This window comes from Corynebacterium sp. HMSC073H12 (genome assembly GCF_001837775.1).
Classification (GTDB): domain Bacteria; phylum Actinomycetota; class Actinomycetes; order Mycobacteriales; family Mycobacteriaceae; genus Corynebacterium; species Corynebacterium amycolatum.
On the sequence record NZ_KV834023.1, the window covers coordinates 22,768 to 42,421 of the forward strand.

The 19,654-nt window shown below is 58.6% G+C and carries 19 protein-coding genes; 4 read left to right on the forward strand and 15 right to left on the reverse strand.

Translation table 11 applies throughout. The features are described 5' to 3' along the window. Positions 1–198: 198 nt before the first annotated feature. Positions 199–957 carry a hypothetical protein gene (locus HMPREF2708_RS00120; RefSeq protein WP_070830864.1) on the forward strand — a complete coding sequence of 253 codons (759 nt, stop codon included), beginning with the start codon at positions 199–201 and terminating at the stop codon, positions 955–957. On the opposite strand, the gene manA is transcribed toward HMPREF2708_RS00120, so the two are convergent. The 4 genes from manA to HMPREF2708_RS00140 form a co-directional block, all read right to left on the reverse strand. Further along, on the reverse strand, positions 954–2,156 hold the full coding sequence (gene manA, locus HMPREF2708_RS00125; RefSeq protein WP_049172794.1) for a mannose-6-phosphate isomerase, class I: 1,203 nt from the start codon (positions 2,154–2,156) through the stop codon (positions 954–956). The two genes, HMPREF2708_RS00120 and manA, sit on opposite strands and share 4 nt — an antisense overlap. Before the next feature lie 86 nt (positions 2,157–2,242). Next, positions 2,243–3,259 carry a hypothetical protein gene (locus HMPREF2708_RS00130; protein ID WP_070830867.1) on the reverse strand — a complete coding sequence of 339 codons (1,017 nt, stop codon included), beginning with the start codon at positions 3,257–3,259 and terminating at the stop codon, positions 2,243–2,245. A 38-nt stretch (positions 3,260–3,297) separates the two neighbouring features. Then, on the reverse strand, positions 3,298–4,677 hold the full coding sequence (locus HMPREF2708_RS00135) for a phosphomannomutase/phosphoglucomutase (RefSeq protein ID WP_083321815.1): 1,380 nt from the start codon (positions 4,675–4,677) through the stop codon (positions 3,298–3,300). A gap of 116 nt (positions 4,678–4,793) precedes the next feature. Then, the gene (locus HMPREF2708_RS00140) at positions 4,794–5,201 is read right to left on the reverse strand and encodes a DUF3499 domain-containing protein (protein ID WP_005509890.1); all 408 of its coding nucleotides are present in this window, start codon (positions 5,199–5,201) and stop codon (positions 4,794–4,796) included. 173 nt (positions 5,202–5,374) lie between these two features. Between HMPREF2708_RS00140 and HMPREF2708_RS00145 the strand changes: the two genes are divergently transcribed. Beyond that, positions 5,375–5,857, forward strand: a complete 483-nt coding sequence (locus HMPREF2708_RS00145) for a metallopeptidase family protein (protein WP_070830870.1) — start codon at positions 5,375–5,377, stop codon at positions 5,855–5,857. Between the two features lie 123 nt (positions 5,858–5,980). Here HMPREF2708_RS00145 and HMPREF2708_RS00150 read toward each other — a convergent pair whose 3' ends face one another. The 4 genes from HMPREF2708_RS00150 to rfbD form a co-directional block, all read right to left on the reverse strand. Continuing rightward, the gene (locus HMPREF2708_RS00150; RefSeq protein WP_005510060.1) at positions 5,981–6,349 is read right to left on the reverse strand and encodes a WhiB family transcriptional regulator; all 369 of its coding nucleotides are present in this window, start codon (positions 6,347–6,349) and stop codon (positions 5,981–5,983) included. A gap of 320 nt (positions 6,350–6,669) precedes the next feature. Then, a complete protein-coding gene (locus HMPREF2708_RS00155; protein WP_048731655.1) occupies positions 6,670–7,827 on the reverse strand; it encodes a mannose-1-phosphate guanylyltransferase in 1,158 nt (385 codons plus the stop codon). 41 nt (positions 7,828–7,868) lie between these two features. Then, positions 7,869–8,792 (reverse strand): glycosyltransferase family 2 protein, encoded by a 924-nt coding sequence (locus HMPREF2708_RS00160; RefSeq protein ID WP_070830873.1) that lies wholly within the window; start codon positions 8,790–8,792, stop codon positions 7,869–7,871. Between the two features lie 11 nt (positions 8,793–8,803). Next, positions 8,804–9,778, reverse strand: a complete 975-nt coding sequence (gene rfbD, locus HMPREF2708_RS00165) for a dTDP-4-dehydrorhamnose reductase (RefSeq protein ID WP_070830877.1) — start codon at positions 9,776–9,778, stop codon at positions 8,804–8,806. 168 nt (positions 9,779–9,946) lie between these two features. On the opposite strand from rfbD, the gene HMPREF2708_RS00170 reads away from it, so the two are divergent. Beyond that, positions 9,947–11,581, forward strand: a complete 1,635-nt coding sequence (locus HMPREF2708_RS00170; RefSeq protein ID WP_371326285.1) for an LCP family protein — start codon at positions 9,947–9,949, stop codon at positions 11,579–11,581. Here the strand turns inward: HMPREF2708_RS00170 and HMPREF2708_RS00175 are convergent. Then, a complete protein-coding gene (locus HMPREF2708_RS00175) occupies positions 11,578–11,838 on the reverse strand; it encodes a HypC/HybG/HupF family hydrogenase formation chaperone (protein WP_070830884.1) in 261 nt (86 codons plus the stop codon). The two genes, HMPREF2708_RS00170 and HMPREF2708_RS00175, sit on opposite strands and share 4 nt — an antisense overlap. A 4-nt stretch (positions 11,839–11,842) precedes the next feature. After that, the gene (locus tag HMPREF2708_RS00180; protein ID WP_070830887.1) at positions 11,843–13,198 is read right to left on the reverse strand and encodes a nickel-dependent hydrogenase large subunit; all 1,356 of its coding nucleotides are present in this window, start codon (positions 13,196–13,198) and stop codon (positions 11,843–11,845) included. A 40-nt stretch (positions 13,199–13,238) separates the two neighbouring features. On the opposite strand from HMPREF2708_RS00180, the gene HMPREF2708_RS00185 reads away from it, so the two are divergent. After that, positions 13,239–13,598 (forward strand): hydrogenase maturation nickel metallochaperone HypA/HybF, encoded by a 360-nt coding sequence (locus HMPREF2708_RS00185; protein ID WP_187271236.1) that lies wholly within the window; start codon positions 13,239–13,241, stop codon positions 13,596–13,598. Here HMPREF2708_RS00185 and HMPREF2708_RS00190 read toward each other — a convergent pair. The 5 genes from HMPREF2708_RS00190 to hypB form a co-directional block, all read right to left on the reverse strand. Then, positions 13,595–14,179 (reverse strand): hydrogenase maturation protease, encoded by a 585-nt coding sequence (locus HMPREF2708_RS00190; protein WP_070831407.1) that lies wholly within the window; start codon positions 14,177–14,179, stop codon positions 13,595–13,597. The two genes, HMPREF2708_RS00185 and HMPREF2708_RS00190, sit on opposite strands and share 4 nt — an antisense overlap. Positions 14,180–14,240: 61 nt before the next feature. After that, complete coding sequence (gene cybH, locus HMPREF2708_RS00195; RefSeq protein WP_246840275.1) at positions 14,241–15,524, reverse strand: Ni/Fe-hydrogenase, b-type cytochrome subunit; 1,284 nt, start codon at positions 15,522–15,524, stop codon at positions 14,241–14,243. Beyond that, a complete protein-coding gene (locus tag HMPREF2708_RS00200) occupies positions 15,521–17,269 on the reverse strand; it encodes a nickel-dependent hydrogenase large subunit (protein ID WP_070830890.1) in 1,749 nt (582 codons plus the stop codon). Before HMPREF2708_RS00200 ends, cybH begins: the two co-directional genes overlap by 4 nt. Before the next feature lie 11 nt (positions 17,270–17,280). Next, positions 17,281–18,519, reverse strand: a complete 1,239-nt coding sequence (locus HMPREF2708_RS00205; RefSeq protein ID WP_070830894.1) for a hydrogenase small subunit — start codon at positions 18,517–18,519, stop codon at positions 17,281–17,283. 328 nt (positions 18,520–18,847) lie between these two features. Next, the gene (hypB, locus tag HMPREF2708_RS00210) at positions 18,848–19,654 is read right to left on the reverse strand and encodes a hydrogenase nickel incorporation protein HypB (RefSeq protein WP_070830897.1); all 807 of its coding nucleotides are present in this window, start codon (positions 19,652–19,654) and stop codon (positions 18,848–18,850) included.

The following is a 19,654-nucleotide window of genomic DNA, read 5'->3' on the forward strand; positions in this document are numbered from 1 at the left end:
ACATGTGGCCTTACCGAAGTTCTACCCGACTTTTCGTCGCTTTTACAGTTCGAGAGACATATTTAATCCCTTCAACACAATTTTCACCCTAGAGAGAAGATAACGGGCATGTTAAGTTAGTTCCCAGACCTCGTAATGCAACTGTTATCTTTTTCGTTACAGGGCGACCTCATGCATGACACGAAAGGAGTACCTACCATGGTGAAGAAGGCTTTTGGAGCTCTTCTGCTCGCAGCCCTTCCCCTGAGCGCTACGCTCGTAGGCTGCTCCGATAGCAGTGCCGCCAAGGGGGCGAATCCGGAAAACGCCGGCTCTCAGTCGAAAATGGAGACCTCTGCTCCACTGCCTCCAGTTCCTAGTGATGCCGAGCTGCGGCAGACCACTGAACCGAATTCAGATTCCTCGCTGACTGAGACGAACGACAGTCTAGTACCTCGTCCGACCACGTCATCGAGCACCGAGATCGCTGAGGATCCGTACCTGCCACCGCAGGCGTACATCCCCCCGACTTCCACAAGCTCAAGTGCGACAACTCCGACGTCGACGACATCGACACCTCCGACGACCACGGAGACCACAGAGCCCACCTCTGACGATGTATCTTCGCCGACGCCCAGCAAGCCGGTGCCACTGCTACCGGAAGATAACTCGGAAAAGCCGAACGACAGCCTTCCGGAAGGCGACGGTGGTGCAGCAGCGGAGCCGAAGCCGCCTTCATCGCAGGCGCAGTCCCAGTCGGGTACGCAAACCACAACTCCGTCCGAGACTCCTCAGAAAACTCCTTCGAAGGAGCCGACGTCCCCGAAGGAGCCGACACCTCCGAAGAGCCAGACCTCTTCGCAGGAGAAGGACACCACTGGCGGCAATGGGGCTAGCAATAGCAAGATTCCCCCAATCCCGGAAAAGCCCAAGGACTCCGGATTCCTGGGAAATCTCTTCGATAACGACGAGGACTAACCCACCCGCGGGACTGTCGCGACAAAGACGGTTGCCCCGTCTTGGCGCGCAGTCAGCTCAATATCGACTGCGTCGACAGCCGGAACCCAGGCCGCATGGCCGCTGGGAACCTCAACCACGGAGTCGTCGTGACGCAACGCCACCGTGCCCGCTGTAGACAACACAACCGTGGCGGATTCTTCGTCGAGCAGAACATGTTCGCCCGGCTCTAGGTCCCGCGAACGAAGGCGGAACTCGCGCACCGGCGCGTCATAGTCATTCCAGCCATCATCGGTCAGCCGCGACTGCAGCACCGGATCTGGCAGCGGGCGGAAAGAGAGGACACGTAGTAGCTCCACGACATCAACGTGCTTAGAGGTCAGGCCTCCGCGCAGCACGTTGTCGGAGTTGGCCATGATTTCCACGCCCATGCCATTGAGGTAAGCATGCAGCTGTCCCGCACCAAGGTAGATGGCTTCGCCCGGCTGTAAGCGAAGGCGATTAAGCAGCATCGACCCCAGGACTCCCGGGTCCCCCGGATACTTTCGAGCCAGTTCGCAAGTGGTCTCGGCCACTCGCGAGAACTCCTCGTCATCGCCACTGTAATCCGCGCACTTGGCAGCCACGGCCTCGACCAGCTCATCGAGAACATCCTGGGGCAACGTCAACCACGTTGTAAACAATGCCCGCAGAGCACTCTCGTCATCGGCGGCATCGAGCAGTCCCATGTAGTGGTCGAGCTCCGGTACCGCCAGCGTCGCGAGCAACTCCTTCGTGCGCTCCACCGGGCGGAATCCGGCCAACGCGTCGAAGGTAGTCAGGGCGACAATAAGTTCTGGCTTGTGGTTGTTGTCCCGGTAATTGCGGAAATGTGCAGTAGCCGGAATGCCCTCTGCATTTTCGCGTGCAAATCCCTCCTGAGCTTCTGCCAAGGTGGGGTGTGCCTGCAGCGATAGCGGCTCATCGGCTGCGAGCAGCTTCAACAGGAACGGCAGCCTGCCGTTGTCGGTGTCAATTGCATATCCGAGCGCAGCTGCCGGATCCTGCGCAATGAGCTCATCCAGCGGCGTGCCGGCCACCGTGGCCGATGCCAGTGCATGCGCACCAAACCACAGTTCCGCCCAGGGCTTCGATGTGGGAGCGTCCGCACCGGTGATTCTCGCCAAATGTGTACGAGACCCCCAGGGGTACGACTGCAGCACGGGGTCCAACAGCTCCATGCCCGTATCACTCCTCTAATAGTCACTTCTGGCGCAAGCACGCCAATCTCACCGAAGGCCCAAAAGCCTTCGGTGACACCCGGCGATTACGCAGAAAACGCCGCAATCGCACCAACTCTGGCTGCAGCAACACATACTTCAACCAATGGATGATGAGTCTCCGCATCGAGCGCAGGGCACTCCACACGAGCCCATCCAACCTCGCCGTAGTGGTCCCGGTAGTGGCCCACATTGTTCGGCGCAGCTAAAACAATCGCCCCCAACGGTAGCACTGTCGCCCCTTCATCCCCACCATCAATGAACGGGTCATAGAAAATATCGCGGCTTTCCTGGGGTTCTGCAGCGAGCAACGCGCCCACGCTAAGAGACAATTCGCCTATCGACGACGCTGCCGAGACCACGCCCGCCTCAAGCATCTGTAACGATGCCAGTTCCGCTACCGGTGCCAGCGCCGAGGTCGTCGACACTGCAAGCATTCTGCGGCCTGCCACCCACTGCGCTACTTGCCGCGCGGGGTTAACTGTTTCATCTCGCTGCGGAGCACAGGCGGCAATATCGGCGTCCACCGCATCAGCGACTTCCTCCACTACCCCGGCCGGAGCCAGGGTGGTGGCACCACATTCGGTGAGCGCGCTGGCGATGGCACCGACATAGGCGGTAAAGGACGCGGACTCCGCCATCGCCGGGCGCGGAACCACAACCGTATCGGGGCTACCGGCGGCACGCAGTGGCCCTTCACCGGGATCCACCACGACCGTGGCAGCACCTCGCCTATCAGCTTCAGCCAGAGCTGCCCCCAGTGGGCTGCCGGGGTTGTCGTCACAGACGATGACCAGGTCGAGGGCACCGACATAACTGGGCAACCGATGCGCAATTACCACCGGGCAGCGGATGTCGTCGGCAAGCGCGCGCACGGATTCGGCGGCGAGCTGCGCCCGACGATTTCCCACGAGGATGACCGCACTGCGCGGCAGTGGAAGTTGAGCAAACGCTCCCCCGCGAGTCGCGGAGGCAGCAGCTCTAAGACCTGCACCGGCAGTGGCCATACGGTAGAACAGGGCCTCTTGGCGCGGGTTATGGGAGGAGTTAAATGACGAGGTCATACTCCCAAGCATGCCTGAAAACGGGTGCGTGGGGTTGATTAACCGCGGATGATGCCGAGAACTTCGTCGACAAGAGCGTCGACCTCAGCACGCGTCGGCGCCTCGACGTTCAGACGCAACAGCGGCTCCGTATTGGAGGCCCGGACGTTGAACCACGCCTTGGAGTCCGCCAGCTCAATGGTCAGACCATCCATCCAGTCCGAGGACTCTGTGCGATCGGCAAACACAGCCTCGATTTCCTTCTGCTTGGCCTGCTGCTCCTCTGCGCTGCCCAGGCGGGAATTAATCTCACCGGAGGCCTCGTAGCGGTTGTACTCGGCCATGAATTCGCTCAGTGGCTTATCCTGCTCTGCCAGTGCGGCCAGGACATGCATGGCAGCCAGCATGCCGGAGTCAGCGTTGAAGAATTCCTTGAAGTAGTAGTGCGCCGAATGCTCGCCACCAAAAACAGCACTGTGCTCGGCCATTTGCGCCTTAATAAAGGAGTGCCCAACACGGGTACGAACCGGGGTTCCGCCGTTTTCCACAATCATCTCCGGCACGACGTGCGAGGTGATTAGGTTATGGATGATAGCCGCGCCCGGGTTCTGCTCCAGGTAGCGGGTGGCCACCAACGCACAGATGGCCGATGGGCTGACCGGGTTGCCCTTCTCGTCGACGACGAAGCAGCGGTCAGCGTCGCCGTCGAAGGCAATACCGATGTCTGCGCCCTGCTCCACCGTAAACTTCTGTAGGTCAACGAGGTTGGCGGGCTCTAATGGATTGGCCTCGTGATTCGGGAAGTTGCCGTCGAGCTCAAAGTAGAGGTCAGCAACATCCATGTCTTCTCCGAGCACTGCCGGGACTGTCAGTCCTCCCATACCGTTACCGGCATCGACTGCGACCTTCAGGCGACGGCCGGAGCGGATGTCGACCAGCCCATGGAGGAACGCCGCGTAATCCTGCAGAACATCCTCACGATCAATTTCGCCCGGAGTGCCGGTGTACTCCGGGATTCCGTCGACAAGCAGATCCTTAATCTGAGCAAGCCCTGTCTCCTGCCCGATTGGGCGGGCCAGCGAACGGCACATCTTGATGCCGTTGTATTCAGCTGGGTTGTGGCTGGCAGTGAACATCGCGCCCGGGCATTCCCTTACTCCGGAGGCGAAATACAGCTCGTCCGTAGAGGTCAGGCCAAGCAGGGTGACATTGAGCCCCTGCGCTGCGGCGCCATCGGCGAAACTAGCCGCCAACTCCGGCGAGGACTCACGCATATCGTGGCCAACTACGGCACGCGTTGCGCCCTCTGAACGCATGATGTGTCCAAAGGCGGCGCCGATGGCTCCGACAAGGTCCGCGTCGATGCCCTCACCGACAACACCGCGCACGTCATAGGCCTTGATGACGGCATCCAAATCGGAACGATTGTAAGTGCCCACGAAAAACCTCTCTGGGTAAGTATCAGTTTTGTGAAAAATGATACTAGCCACAGAGAGGCTCTCACAAAGAAATGCCGCGGCAAGATGGCATGAGCTGGGGCACGGCGCCCGACCCGTTAGTCGTCCGAATCCTCCGGATCGCGAACTACATGCAGGTGACCGCGCGCGGATTTCCGCGTCGACGGGTGACGGCTGGAATCAATCTTGTAGGTCTGAGGACGGTTGTCGACCTCATCCCGCAGCACCAGGCCAGTCGCATTGCGGCCAGCTTCACGGACGGCTTCCGCCAATGCGGTCAAATCATCATCGTCCTGGGCGGGCGTCGGCACGTCGTAACGCACGAGCTCCCAACCCAGCGGTGCGGTGATGGAACGCGCGTGCTTCTCACAGAGATCCCAGCTATGCGGTTCGGACGCGGCGGCGAGCGGCCCCACCACAGCCGTCGACTCCGCGTAGGCATACGTCAACGTAGCTACGGCAGGTTTGCCACAGCCGGGCCGGCAACAACGTCTAAAAACACTCACGGCATCAAAGTCTAGACCCTAACTTTAAGTTTCGATAGTTTTTCTCCCACTCCGGGCGTTTTTCGCTTTCCGACGCTCCCCCGGAGCAACCCAGCCTTACCCAGTAAACCTGCGACATGGCCGGAAACTGGCCTCACCCACGTTGACAAGCCGACCGATTATGCTCAACTAATATGAATTCATCGGCTTATACTCCGCGCTCATTGCGACGCTCACTGCGACGCGGTCGCGGACCTCGGGGACCTCTGTTGCCGCCGGAAGTACCTCGTTGGAAGAGCCGTTCAGAAGCTTTTGACCAGGCGGTTATTGACGCCTATGCCCCATTGGATCAGCGCTGGTCCCGACAACTGTCACACCTGGACATCGCCATCGATACGATTCCTCGCATGCAGTTGCGCCCGGACATGTACTTCCCGGAAGAGGTTGTCGCTGACGGGCCCGTACCACTGGGACGGCTTATCCCTGCTGGTATTGACCGCGTAGGCAACCCCACCCGCCCCTGCGTAGTAGTGTTCCGCCGCCCCATTGAGCGCCGTGTGTCGGGCCGAGTGGAACTGGACCAGATGCTGCAATATGTACTGACCCGCCTGGTGGCGGTATATCTGGGCATTGATCCGGCTGAGGTGGACCCTAGTTTCGACGAGAACTTCCTGTAGAAAGCTTTCTTCTAAGGAGCTCCCTAGAGAGCAGAGAAAAACTCGTTCAACGAAAAATCCCTCAGGGGTTTACCCCAAGGGAGACTGTGGCATTGCGCGCACACGAAAACTAGCCGCGCGGTTCTAGCCAATCTGCCGCTTCAAACGGCGACGCTCACGCTCAGAGAGGCCACCCCAAATACCGAAGCGCTCATCATGCTCGAGAGCAAACTCCAGGCATTCATCTCGCACACCACAAGCACGACAAATACGCTTTGCTTCGCGAGTGGATCCACCCTTCTCAGGGAAGAAAGCTTCTGGATCAGTCTGGGCACACAGAGCCTGCTCCTGCCAGTCCTGATCGACGGCTTCAAACAACCCCGAAAGGTCATCTGCCCACTCTGTCAACGGCCGAGGCTGGTTTTCAGAGGAGCTATCGTTCACAGCGATGTCACCCGCATTCGTCTCACTATCCACAGCAGAGCCGCCATCAAACATGCTGGACTTTTCCATGCCGAGGGCCTCCTGATGGTTGTTGCTGCGGGTCTTTAAATTGGGCTTAGTGTGCGAAACACACATTTGTGATTACACACGTGTAACCCACCATCGGTCAAGCCGAAGAGAGAATTTGCCCCAATACTTTTCATTGCCCCTGAAGCCCCTCCCCCCGCGTTGGGGATTAAGTTCAGGTTGAAGGATGGTGCCTAAACCCTAAACCTGTCACCTGAACTCAACCACATTCGCCACATGCCTCTCACCAGCAACTTTGGCGACACTTCGGCAATTCTAATCAGATATTGCCGACAAAAGTCTGACACGCCGAAGGCTGCAGACTAGACATCCGTCGAAAAACGTACTCCGTGATCGGGGATCTGGACGCCCGGCCAAACGCGGATACCGTTGATCAATTCACAGCGCGCACCAACGACGGCACCCTCGCCGATAATGGCATCACTGATGACCGTCCGCGGACCAATATCGGCGCCATCGGCAATCACAGAGCGCTCAATCACAGCACCGGCACCGATGCGTGCGCCGTCGAAGATCACTGATTGATCAATCCGAGCTCCCGCACCAATCTCCGCCCCACGGCCGACGACAGAGCCACCGTAGAGAAGAGCGCCGCCACCGACCGACGCAGATTCGTCGACAAGCGCTTCGCCGTGCTTACCCTCTAGTAGTGGTGACGGCGCGATACCGCGGACCAAATCGGAGGAGCCGCGGACGAAGTCGCCCGGAGTCCCCATGTCACGCCAGTAGGCGTAATCAACGTGACCGTAGACGTTCATACCGCGGTCGAGCAGTGCTGGGAAGATTTCACGCTCAACGCTAATAGGACGACCAGCCGGAATCGATTCGATAATCTCGCGGCGGAACACGTAGATACCGGCATTAATCTGATCGGTTGGCGGATCCTGGGTCTTCTCCAGGAACTCCAGGACGCGCCCATCCTCATCGGTCGGAACACAGCCGAACGCGCGTGGATCCGGCACACGCACGAGGTGCATCGTGACGTCCGCATCCTTCTCCGCGTGAGTACCCAACACCGCGCGCAAGTCAGTACCGCCGAGGACATCGCCGTTGAAAATCATCGCGGTGTCATAGCGCAGCTTGTCTAGGACGTTTCGGATACCGCCACCGGTACCCAGCGGCTCAGCCTCAAAGACGTATTCAATTTCGAGACCCAAATCCGAACCGTCGCCGAAGTGTTCTTCAAATACTTCAGCTCGGTAGGAGGTGCCCAATACCACGTGCTTCATACCTGCTGCACGAATGCGGCCAAGCAGATGCTCCAGGAATGGATGTCCTGCTGTGGGCAGCATCGGCTTCGGCGTATTCACAGTAAGGGGACGCAAACGCGTACCTTGCCCGCCGACCAGAATGACAGCGTCAGTCTGTTCAGCCAACGTGGCCCCCGCCTGCTGTGCAGCATCCGCTCCCGGCTGGAAAGCGGAGCCATGCCCAGCACTCGGACGAACTTCGGTAGTCATGAAATCGGTAACTTTCTTCGATGGATCATTCCAACAGTTAATTAATTCCTACGCTTTTTGACCGCGATTATGACTTTGCCACGCAGGAACAGCCCCAAACGCAATGCCAGTCGCACAGGTGCCAGCGCCTGCCCCGGCAGGCGATCTGACATAAAGCGGTAGGCCGACTCGTGATGGGCCTTTACGGTAATTTCTGGGTGCTTACTGGCAGAATGCCCCTGCGCGTGACGAATCTCTGCACGGGGACAGAAAATATTGCTCCAACCAGCCTTGCCCAGTCGGTCGCCCAAATCCACGTCCTCCATGTACATGAAGTAGCGGGTATCAAAGCCATCAATCTGGTCGAACGCATCCCATCGCAGCAGCAGGCATGCGCCCGACAACCAGCCGGCCGGTCGCTCGCGATCCATATCCGCGTCATCCCGGTAGCGCCGTGAGAAAGGGTTAGTAGGCCAGATATCGGCAAGCAGCGCGTGTCCGATACCGCTGACAAGCTCAGGAACCGCGCGTGCCGACGGGTACACGCTGCCATCCGCCTCGCGAATCAGCGGACCAATCGCTCCGGCTTTGGGATTGCGCTGCGCGCATTCCAACAGAACATCGATTGCGCCAGGGGCAAACACCACGTCAGGGTTGACCAGCATGACGTAATCAGGATTAATCTCACCGGCACGGCGAGCCCGTCCCAGCTCCGCAATGCCACGGTTGGCGGCCGCACCATAGCCAATGTTGCCGCCGGTGCGCAGAAGCTGAACATCCGCTCCGGTCTCCTTGGCCCGAACTTCTTCCTTCTCCACGGAACCATCCGTCGAGCCGTTGTCGGCCATGATCAGACGCGTGGAGGCACTGGCGGCGGGGCCCAGCGAATCCACCAGCTTGCTCAGGTGCTCACCGGGCGAAAAGGTCACGGTGACCACACCGAGCGGAAGCTGCGAGGGTTGCGGGGAATTCGAGGTTGCATTCACAAACCTAGACCCTAGGTCAGGACTGCACGCAAAGTGTCCTGCCACTCCGGAAGCGAATGTAGACCTACCTCACTCCATGCGGAACCATCCAACACGGACCAGGCCGGACGCGGGGCCGGACGAGGGAACTCACTGCTGGTACACGCCACCACACGCTGTGGATCGTGACCGGTGAGCCGAAACACTTCGCGAGCCACCTCGAACCATGTTGATTCACCGCTGCCCGTGACATGGAAGGTGCCGGTCGGTGCGCTGCTCGGTTCGGACAACACGCGATCGCACAACTCCCAGATAGCTCCGGCGAGATCACCAACAAAGGTGGGGTTGCCGTGCTGATCGTCAACGACCTTAATAATTGCCGGGTTGCCCTTGTCATCAGTCGCCGTCTCCGCCAGACGCATCATCGTGGAGACGAAGTCCTTGGCCTCTGGCTGTGTGGGCCCCGACCAGACCCACGCCGTACGCAAAATAGCGGAACGCGCGCCCGAATCACGCACATTGTTCTCCCCCACTAACTTGGTACGTCCGTACATAGTCTGAGGCGCGGTGAAATCATCAACTCGCAGCGCTCGGCGCTGCCCCGTCATCTCATCGATTGCTACATCACCGAAGACATAGTCGGTGGAGATATGAATGAGATACGCGTCTTCCTTTTTCGCCCGAGCCGCCAAGTACTTCGGTCCGAGTGCATTGATTAGGTGTGCCGAACCGGGATCGGATTCTGCACCATCGACATCGGTCGCCGCTGCCGCGTTAATGATGATGTCGACGTCGTCAAGCAGAGGCGATGCCTCCACAGCATCCGAATCAGTGATATCCAACTGCGCCCGAGTGAGAGGGCGCACCTCAACATCGGCGGCGAAAGAATCACGCTGAAGCGCAGTACCCAGCTGTCCAGCCGCACCAGTTATGGCAATAATGGGACGCCGCGAGTTGCTGTGGGTTGGTCCATGAGTGGCGAAATGCGAGACTGATATTTCAGACATATTCTTCTTTATCACTATCGTAGATACGATTGACACTGTGTTGAGGTGCAACCGGATACGGATTGACACTGTGTTGAGGTGCAACCGCACACGGTTGGACGGCTAAGGTTTATGTAGTTTCCGCAGCTGCTTACTGCCCTCCACGATGTGTGGAATGCCCACGCAGACATGCAGCACAAATTATATTTTCGAAAACGGTTTAAGAGGAGCCCCGGTTTGAGCAGCCACACGCCACGCGCGCGTCACGCACGCGATATTCAAGCGCCACCGTCCTCTGCAGAGAGTACCGCCCAAGCTTGGCCGCCGATGCTGCGCAATGCGCTTGTGCTGCTCTCGGCCATTATCCTGGTTATTTCCGCAGTTGGCTGGTGGACACTCGGTAGGACCACCGACAACTTGGGTTCGGGTGGCGACTTCGGCCTGGGCAGTGAGAAGGACGGCGCAACCGATATTCTGCTCGTCGGCTCAGACTCCCGCACCGATGCCCAGGGCAACCCGCTGACTCCGGAAGAAGTTGAGCTTCTGCGTGCCGGCGACGAAGAAGCCACGAATACAGACACGATTATTGTGATTCGTGTTCCTGCCGATGGCTCTTCAGCGACGGCAATTTCCATTCCGCGCGATACCTATGTCCACACCAATCGCCTAGGCAACACAAAGATTAATGGTGTCTACGGCAACACAAAGCAGATGGTGGAAGAGGAACTCGCAGGAAGCGGGGCCTCGCCGGAAGACATTGAGCGTCGCTCGACCGAGGCCGGACGTAGAGCTCTGATTGAAACCATTAGCGACCTCAGCGGTATCACCGTTGACCACTACGCAGAAGTCGGCCTGCTCGGCTTCGTCCTGCTCACCGACGCCATCGGCGGTGTCGATGTATGTCTGAATGACGCTGTCTACGACGAGTTCTCTGGTGCGGACTTCCCGGCGGGCTCACAGACGTTGAAGGGTGCCGACGCGCTCTCATTCGTCCGCCAGCGCCACGGCCTGCCCCGCGGTGACCTCGACCGAATTACTCGCCAACAGGTCTTCATGGCCTCGTTCACCAATAAGCTGCTCGGCGCTGGCACACTGTCCAATCCCGCGAAGCTGTCTGAACTGGGCAACGCCGTCCAGCGCTCGGTGGTGCTCGACGACAACTGGGATGTCACCGGATTTGCTACCCAGATGCAGGGCCTCAGTGGTGGCAACGTGAAGTTTGAAACTATCCCGGTGACCTCGATTGACGGTGTCGGTGACTATGGCGAGTCGGTGGTCACAATCGATAAGGGCCAGGTTCACCAGTACTTCGAGACCCTGCTGGGCACCAAAGAAGAAAAAGCTCCGGCGAAGGAAGGCGACGAAAAGAAGGCTAACCCCAACGCGGCTGAAACTACAGTCAGCGTTTACAACGCCACAGGCATTGAAGGTTTGGCCAGCGGCGTCTCAGGTTTCTTAACGGAAAAGGGCTACACCCAGGGAGAGGTCGGCAACGCTGAGTTCGCCGGCGTTGCCTCCAGCCAGATCAATGCGGCTGACCCAGAGGATCCGGCAGCTGAGGCCATCTCTGAGGCACTCGGTGGCGTACCGATTGTCCACGATCCATACCTCGATCCGCACCACATCTCAGTGACAATTGCCGGTGACTACGAAGGCCCGGGATTGACTCCAGAGGGAATGGCCCCTGATTCGGGCGACGGTGCCGAACCCGCACCTGAAGTCGAGGATGGTTCCAATGGCGACATCATCGGCCAGGAGGGCGGGGAAATTCCGCAGGAAGATCGCCCCGCTATCGACGCCGCCGGTGTGACCTGCGTGAACTAGGCCCGTCCCTTCGGGGAGACCTCAGCGACATGTTCGATGAGGTTATATTCCTCAATTGCGGCTAAGGACTCCTTGGCTTCCTGTTCGTCCAGCACGTTCATGATGAACCCGTTCTGGACGAACACCCAATCACCTACCACCAGCTCAGGCACGTACATTGCCGAGCATTGCCGCTTCTGCCCCGCCATATCCACTGTCGCCATCGGCAGTGGACCATCGGCGATTGCCAAAACCCGGGCAGGAATTCCAAGACACATCGAGTTACTTCGTCCTCTCCTCTACAGTCGGGGCGTCCGCTGAACCACGGCTATCCGTTGTCATATTGTCCACAGGTGCACCGGCATGTTCCTGCATTTTGAATGTCATCACTCCCGCGGGTGCCGAGCTACACGGTAAGCACGGATCAGCGGCCCAGATGGACTTCTCGACCCCCGCAGTCTCCCCGCCACCGCACAGCTGCTCGGTGAGCATACGAGTCAGCCAGAGTTCATTCTGCGCAGTTGGCGTCATGATCTGACAATCCGTGATGATGCCGTCAGCTCCTGCCGTATAGCGATGGACTAACAGCCCACGCGGCCCGTCAATCATCCCGACACCGCTGCGATGTCCTTCGAAGTCGGCATTCTCAATCGCCGTCGCGGCATTCGGATCGCACACATGGTCGCCGAGCAGTTCCCCGTCGGCAAGCACCCGCCTCGCCCGAGCCGCGGTGTCGGCGAGAAGCTGGCGTTGGGCGTCGCGTGGGCTAATTCCACGCTTATCGACGACAACCTGCCTGGAGACCGGCCCCACCCGGTAGAAATCGGCCCGCTGACCTTCACAGCCATGCTTGCCCAGCTGCTTCGAGGCATCAAACACCGGTCTGGGAGCGGCATCGCCCGGACGGGATTCACGAACACGTGTGGGCCAATCAGCAGCCGGGAAAATCTCCGCCGCGGTATCGGTGTCATGCCGCGCGACTGCCAGGTAATTTCCCAGTGGCGCAAGCTCACCGTCGGCATCGACAACTGCCACATCGAGGCCGTCAAAAGTATCCGTCCAAGCATCAGAAGCATCGGGAGTGGGAAGAAGCTCCACTTCCTTGATTACCGCCGTCTCAGCCAGTACCTCCAGAGCAGTTTCTGCCTCAGAAACCAGCGTCTTATCCACTGTCGCGCGCACACCGCCGGGGACGGCGACATCCGGGAAGTGCGACGGTGCTCCCGCTGCACGCATCAGAGCTTTTCCGGCACGCTTCATTGCCCGTGCCCCCTCGCGGTCGACGGCCACAAATTTGGTCGCTAGATTATCCAAGGTCGACCCGGCCGCCAGCAGCTCTCGAATCAACTGTGCGGTTCGAGGAATATCGGAGATCCCGTAGAGGTCCTCTACCGCCCGCACGCCTGCAAGATGATGCACAACCGGGCACAGGCCACACAGCCGCTTGGTGATATCTGGTACGGCCAGCGCCTGCTTGCCCACGAGCATCCCGTCGATACGCGGTAGCCCTGAAAGGTCGAAGGACACCTGTGTGATGGCGCCGTTGTCATCGCGATAGACATCCAGTCGTGCCTCGAATGGGTCAACAAGCTCATCGAGCTGGATGTGCTGGGTAACCGGAACGGATTTGGATGACATGGTCCGCCTGCGCCTCCTTTGCGCTGAGTGCTTCGCCATAATGGTATCTGTGCATGAGCTTGGATTGTTGACCAGCGTGGTGGAAAAGATTGCCGAGGTCTGCCCGGGACGCACCGTGACAAAGGTGTCAATGCGTGTGGGCGACCGCTCCGGAGTCGTCTACGATTCCCTCATCGCCGCGTGGCCCGTGGCCAGTGCCGCGACGCAGTGTGAGGGCGCCGAGTTAGACGCCGAGCTCATTGTGTCGACGGTCTACTGCCCCACCTGCGAGGCCGAGCATGAAATCGATGAATTCTATGCTCTAACCTGCCCCGTCTGCGGCACACCAACTGCGGATCTACGGCACGGCCGCGAGTTTGAAATCTCCAGTATTGAAGTCAACGCTGAGGGCGAGAGTTAGACGTCGCTGTCGCGCTCATCGGCAAGCCAGCTGTCGATGAGCTCGCGCGCAACCTCAGTCGCTTCCTCAATGCCGCCAAGTGCCGTGTCGCTGAGCCCCACCACCATGTCAGCCGACTCGTAGACCACTCCCACCACACCGACGCGCGCAGGCTCCTGCCCCAACAGGCGCGCCGCGGTGAGCAAATCCAGCAAGCCGACCTGGTGCGCGGACAGCTTTGCCGCCAATAGTCGAGGAATCTGGTCACCGACGAGCTTGACGACGGTACCGGGATCCCCCGGACCAGCGAGAGCATCGAGCAACAATAAGTTCTTGGCCTCCTGCACTATGGGCAGCAACTCCATACCACAGGTGCCGCCATCGATGTAGGCAACCGCACCCGTCCATTCGTCCCCTCGCCCGGCGATGTTCGCAGGATCATCGAGATGAGAGGGCGACCAGACCAAATGCGCAGAATCTCCGGCCTGAGTTGTCTGCCTCATGCCTGCAGATTCCAGTTCCGGGGCGAGGCGCCTCAGCAGTTCGAGACCAATGCCGTCGTCGCCCATGACGGGGTTGCCGATGCCAAGAACCGTCACCAACGGGGTTCCAGTATCGGCGCCGGTGACTCCGTCGGACGTCTTATCGTTACCCAATGATCTCCTATCCAATGCGTGGAGAGTCAACCGGTTGCGTTCCGCGCGGTAGCCAGACAGAGCCACCAATCATCGAGGACAGACCACCGTGGTTGTGCACCGCATCGGAGCGGATGACCAGGTAGACGTGAATGATGGCAAACAGCCAAATCAGGTACATGATGATTGTGTGAATCAGGCGGAAGTAACCGATGCCAATCCAGTGCGTGGGCATAGCCAACAGCTGGAAGAACCAGTTGGACTGATCCATCATCGCGTATAGCGACAGACCTGTGAGCATCTGGATGAGACACATCGCGTAAATGCCGGTGTATGCCAGCTGCTGCAGCGGATTGTGAGCGAAGTAGAACGGCCCTTCCTTGCGTAGGAAGAGGTAGTACTGCATCGTGTGCCAGAGGTCTTTAACATCCTGCTTGTTATAAATCGGCCATAGCGCACGCCATCGTGTTTGTCGGTCGTGGGTAACAAACAACAGAATGGCACGCCACAATCCCACCGCAATCCAGAGGAATCCGGCTAAGAAGTGCGCGAAACGCACATACCCCATCGCAAAACCCGCGGCCGTGCCGTCATAAGTACGCTCGGTCAAATAGGGCTGCATGATGTACCAACCGGTAAAGGTCATCACCAACATCAGCGCCAGGTTCAACCAGTGTTGAACGCGCAGTGCCCATCCCCACAGGTGAACCTCGACCCACGAACCGGAGCCCTTTTTATTCTCTGCAATGGCCTCGTCAAGTTTCCGCAGACCCATTGCCACGAAACCTTCGAAGATGAAGTCTCCGATGATATTTCCGTCTTTGTCAATGGGAGCGAGTGCGACACCCATGCTGCGATGACCGCGGCCATGGTGCATGTTCGCGTTACGACGAAGTAGAACACCTTCCTCGCGGGACATCGTGGATGCCTCTACGACTGAGTCCAGTTCACCACGCATGATTGCCACATCGACCGTTTGATCGGCGATATTGAGACCGTGCACCTTAGCGATGGAGTAACGGCGATCCGGTGTTGCCGGATCGTACGAATCCGGGGTCAATTTCATCAGTGGCGTGCCGTCGAGGTGGAAAAGATCGTCACGACGACGACGCAAGCTGACCTTCAGCGCAAGGTCGACAGGATCGCGGGACTCGTCCGGAACAATCGCTGCGGCCTGAATGACCTCAGATGGCGACAACCAGTGGCTGGTGTGTGCGTCAATAACCGCAATAACCAGGGGGTTGCCCTTGGAATCCTTTAGTCGCAGTTCCGGGTTTTCACTCACTGAGGGGGTCATGCCGTCGGATGTCATGCCGTCGTCACCTTAAACATCTCCTGACCAGACGGATCCAAAACGTGGACCGCGCAGGCCATACATGGGTCGAAGGAATGAATCGTGCGAAGTGGCTCAAGCGGCTGCTCAGGATCGACCAGCGGATGCGTGCCATCGCCAGCCAGCGCGTGCTCGTACGGGCCAAGCTGCCCCTTGGGGTCACGGCCACCGGCCAGCCACGTGGTAGGAACCACGGCTTGGTAGTTGGTCACCTTGCCATTTTCGATTTTGACCCAGTGGCTGAGCATGCCGCGAGCGACCTCGAGAAAGCCCACGCCCTGGCACTTTTCCGGCCACGAGGACGGCTCCCAACGGCTGTTGTCGAAGACATCAATATCGCCATTCTTCAAGGCCTCAACGAACTCTGGGAAAATGTGATCTGCCAAGTAATTGGCGGTAGTCACAGATTCCACGGCGCGAGCGTAGGTGCGTCCCGCAGTGGAGTTCATCTGCTCAATACGCAGGTCGAGCTTGTCCATAACCTCGTCGACCAGGCGCACCGTCTCCGATTCCTTCTGCAGGTACGCCAACAGCACACGTGCAACCGGACCGACTTGAACAGCGCGACCGTCGTAACGCGGCGCCTTCGACCAGGTGTACTTTTCATTGTCGGACAGCCACTCGTACGGCGGTTTCGGTCCGGTGTAGTTCACTGTGGTTTCACCGTCGTACGGCTTGAGGCCGACATCGTCGCCCGCTTCCTGCGTGTACCAGGCGGAGTTAATGAATTCCTCAATCTTCTCCGGCTGGAATGGGTGGAGCTTGGTGTAATCACCGTCGAGAATGACACCGGGCTTGATGTTTGGATGCACGGTTTGGACACGGGACTTAGCCGGGTCGCCTGAGTAAGTGGCGCCGGCCATGCCGACCGCCAGGAAGCTGTCGGAGGAGCGACCGATGTCGAAGTAATCCTTGTAAACGCTCATGATGGCGACTGCATCTGGGTAGAAGCAGTCATTGACGAACTCCACGATCTCATCGATCCAGGACTTGATCTGGTCAATGCCGACTTGGTTGACCGTCTCCGAGCGTTCCGGGTCGATGGAACACGCCATACCTCCGACCAGGAAGTTCGGGTGGGGATTCTTACCGCCAAATACGGTGTTAATGCGGATGATAGAGCGCTGGAAAGCCAAGGCATCGAGGTAGTGCGACACTGCCATCAGGTTGGCCTCGGGCGGCAGGCGGTAGTCCTCGTGCCCCCAGTAGCCGCCGGTGAAGATGGACAGCTGGCCGGAGTCCACAATGCCCTGCACGGTTTCCTTGACTCGGGCGAAGGTTTCTTCGGTATTGCCCTTCCACGTCGAGCCAATCGACTGCGCGAACTCAACGGTCTTCTTCGGATCTGCCTCGAGAGCCTTCGTGACATCAATCCAGTCCAGACCGTGCAGGTGGTAGAAGTGCACGACGTGGTCGTGAATCTCCTGCGAGCCAATCACCAGGTCGCGAATACGACGTGCCTGCGGGGGCGGTGTCGAGCCAATGGCATCTTCGACCGCGGCAATGGATGCCACCGAGTGAGTACCCGTGCACACACCACAGATACGACCAACGAACGCCCAGACATCGCGAGGATCACGGTTTTTCACAATGGTTTCGATACCGCGGAACTGAGTAGTTTCACTCCACGCGGTTTTAATGTGGTCTCCCTCGCGTTCCAGCTCAATGCGAAGGTGTCCCTCGATTCGGGTAATCGGGTCAATTACAACTTTTTCCGTAGCCATGTCCTATGCCCTTAGTCGTCCTTCGAATCGGATGCTGTCTCACTCTGCGTGCCCGGTGAGTTTGAAGGACGGTCGACCATCGGAGGCTCCTTGCCTTCCACACCGCCAAACGCAGCCAACACCTTTTCTTCGCCGTTGGAGCGCCTTATCTTCAGTTCCTTCACCAGTGTGAGTCCGCCATGGACTGCGGCACCCGCGGCAGTGGCAGCCAGCAGTCCAACGCCGACCTTGTTCACGCTGGACTCCACCCCAATACCCGGGATTCCCGGCAGCTTGTCATAGAACGGAGTGAACTGGTCGAAGAAGTCCTTCTCAGTACAGCCAATACATGGGTGACCAGCACCGATTGGCCAGCCAGACTTAAGGTTCCACTGCACGATTGGACATGGGCTAAACGTGGATGGCCCCTTACAGCCGACCTCGTAAAGGCACCAGCCGTTGCGTGCACCCTCGTCATCGAAGGTTTTCACGAACTGACCGGCATCATAATGTGCGCGGCGCGGGCAGGAGTCGTGAATACGCTGGTCGTAGGCAAACTTTGGCCGCCCCTCAGCGTCAACCTCCGGAGTCTTGCCATAAGTGAGCACGTACGTCAGAGTGGCGGTAATAACCTCACCAATCGGCGGACAACCAGAGACGTTAATCACTGGCTTGTCCTTGATAATCTCATCGACGCCCTTAGCGCCGGTCGGATTCGGCTTAGCGGCCTGAACAGAACCCCAGACAGCACAGGCACCAACGGCCAGGATTGCCGTGGCCTTCTCAGCAGCCTCGAGCAGCACCTGTTCTGCCGACTTACCGCCGATGGTGCAATACGCACCGTGCTCGCCGGTCGGAATCGAGCCATTGACCACCAGAATGTGGTCCTCGGCATTCATGTCATCCAAAGCCTTTTCGGCCGCGTGCCCGGACGGCGCCATGAGCAGCTCGTTATAGTCCATCGAAACTAAGTTCAGCACCACGTCTTCAGCAGTAGTGCCTCCGGAACGCAATACGGATTCCATACATCCGGTGCACTCCTGCAATTGCAACCAAGCCACCTTCGGCTTCTTTACAGCTGAGAGCTTGTCTGCGATTTCCTCCGCCGAGGGAGTCAGCGACTGCGCCGCGGCCTCACCGACATTCGGAGTTCCCGCGGCAAAAATTGCCGCCATGGTGCCACAAAACTTCATGAAACTGCGCCGTGAGACACCAGCTCTAGCGAGGTTGTCGCCGAGGGTGCCTTCCTGCCAATTCGCGCCACTAATCATTTTTTTCGCTGCGCCTTCTGCTTAGTTATTAGGAATATTGGTTTCGAGGTTTTACAACTACCCAGGCCCATTGCCTATACATGGCCAAGTATAGCGACCTAAGAACAACCTGAATAATGGTGCTGCGCAGCGGTTATAACAAAATAATATGCAAGATAAATATTGCGTAAATATAGCTCCAGGTACAGGGAATGAACGTGAAAAACCGCGGCAGATTACGGCCGAATATCACCTATCCCCCACTAAGGTGGAGCGAAACGAGGGGGTAGCGGGACCGTCGTCAAGCATGCCGTAATGCCCCCTGCTTCACGACGACCCCGGCGCGCGCTTAATCAACCAGCGCAGGGTTGACCCAACGGAGCCATTCGTCGATGCCCTCCCCGGTCTTAGCGGAGACCTCAATCACCTTCACCCCTGGATTGACCTTTTCCAGGTTGGCGCGGAAGAGCTCCATGTCGAAGTCAAGGTACGGGGCAAGATCCATCTTGTTGATAACCACTACCTGCACAGAGCGGAACATCACCGGATACTTGACCGGCTTATCCTCACCTTCAGTAATGGAGTAGACCATTGCCTTGCGAGTCTCACCGACCTCAAACTCAGCCGGACAGACGAGGTTTCCCACATTTTCAATCATGACCAGGTCAAGCGTGTCCAGATCCAGCCCCTCGAGCGCGCGGGAGACCATGGGGGCGTCCAAGTGGCATTCGCCACCGAATCCGTTGCCCGTGTTCAGCAACGAAATCTGGGCATCGTAGCCCTCCAGGCGATCGGCATCGAGGGCCGTTTCAATATCGCCCTCGATAATGCCGACGCGCAGCTTGCCCTGCGCAGCCACCAGTGTCTTCTCCAACAGCGCGGTCTTGCCTGAACCCGGGGAGCTCATCAGGTTGATGGCCTCAACACCATGTTCGGCAAGCAGCTCGCGATTATGCTCCGCGCGGTGGTCGTTCTCGCTGAAGATGTCCTCGAGGATGGTCACGCGTTCCACACCAGTTTCATAACCCGAGTGGTCGCCGTGGCTGGTGTCATTGGGGTCGGCGAGATGAACGTGGTCATGGCCGTGGTGGTGGTCATGGTCATGATGATGATGGTGGTGTGCGTCATCGCCGTCATGCCGGTGGAAACGTCCCAT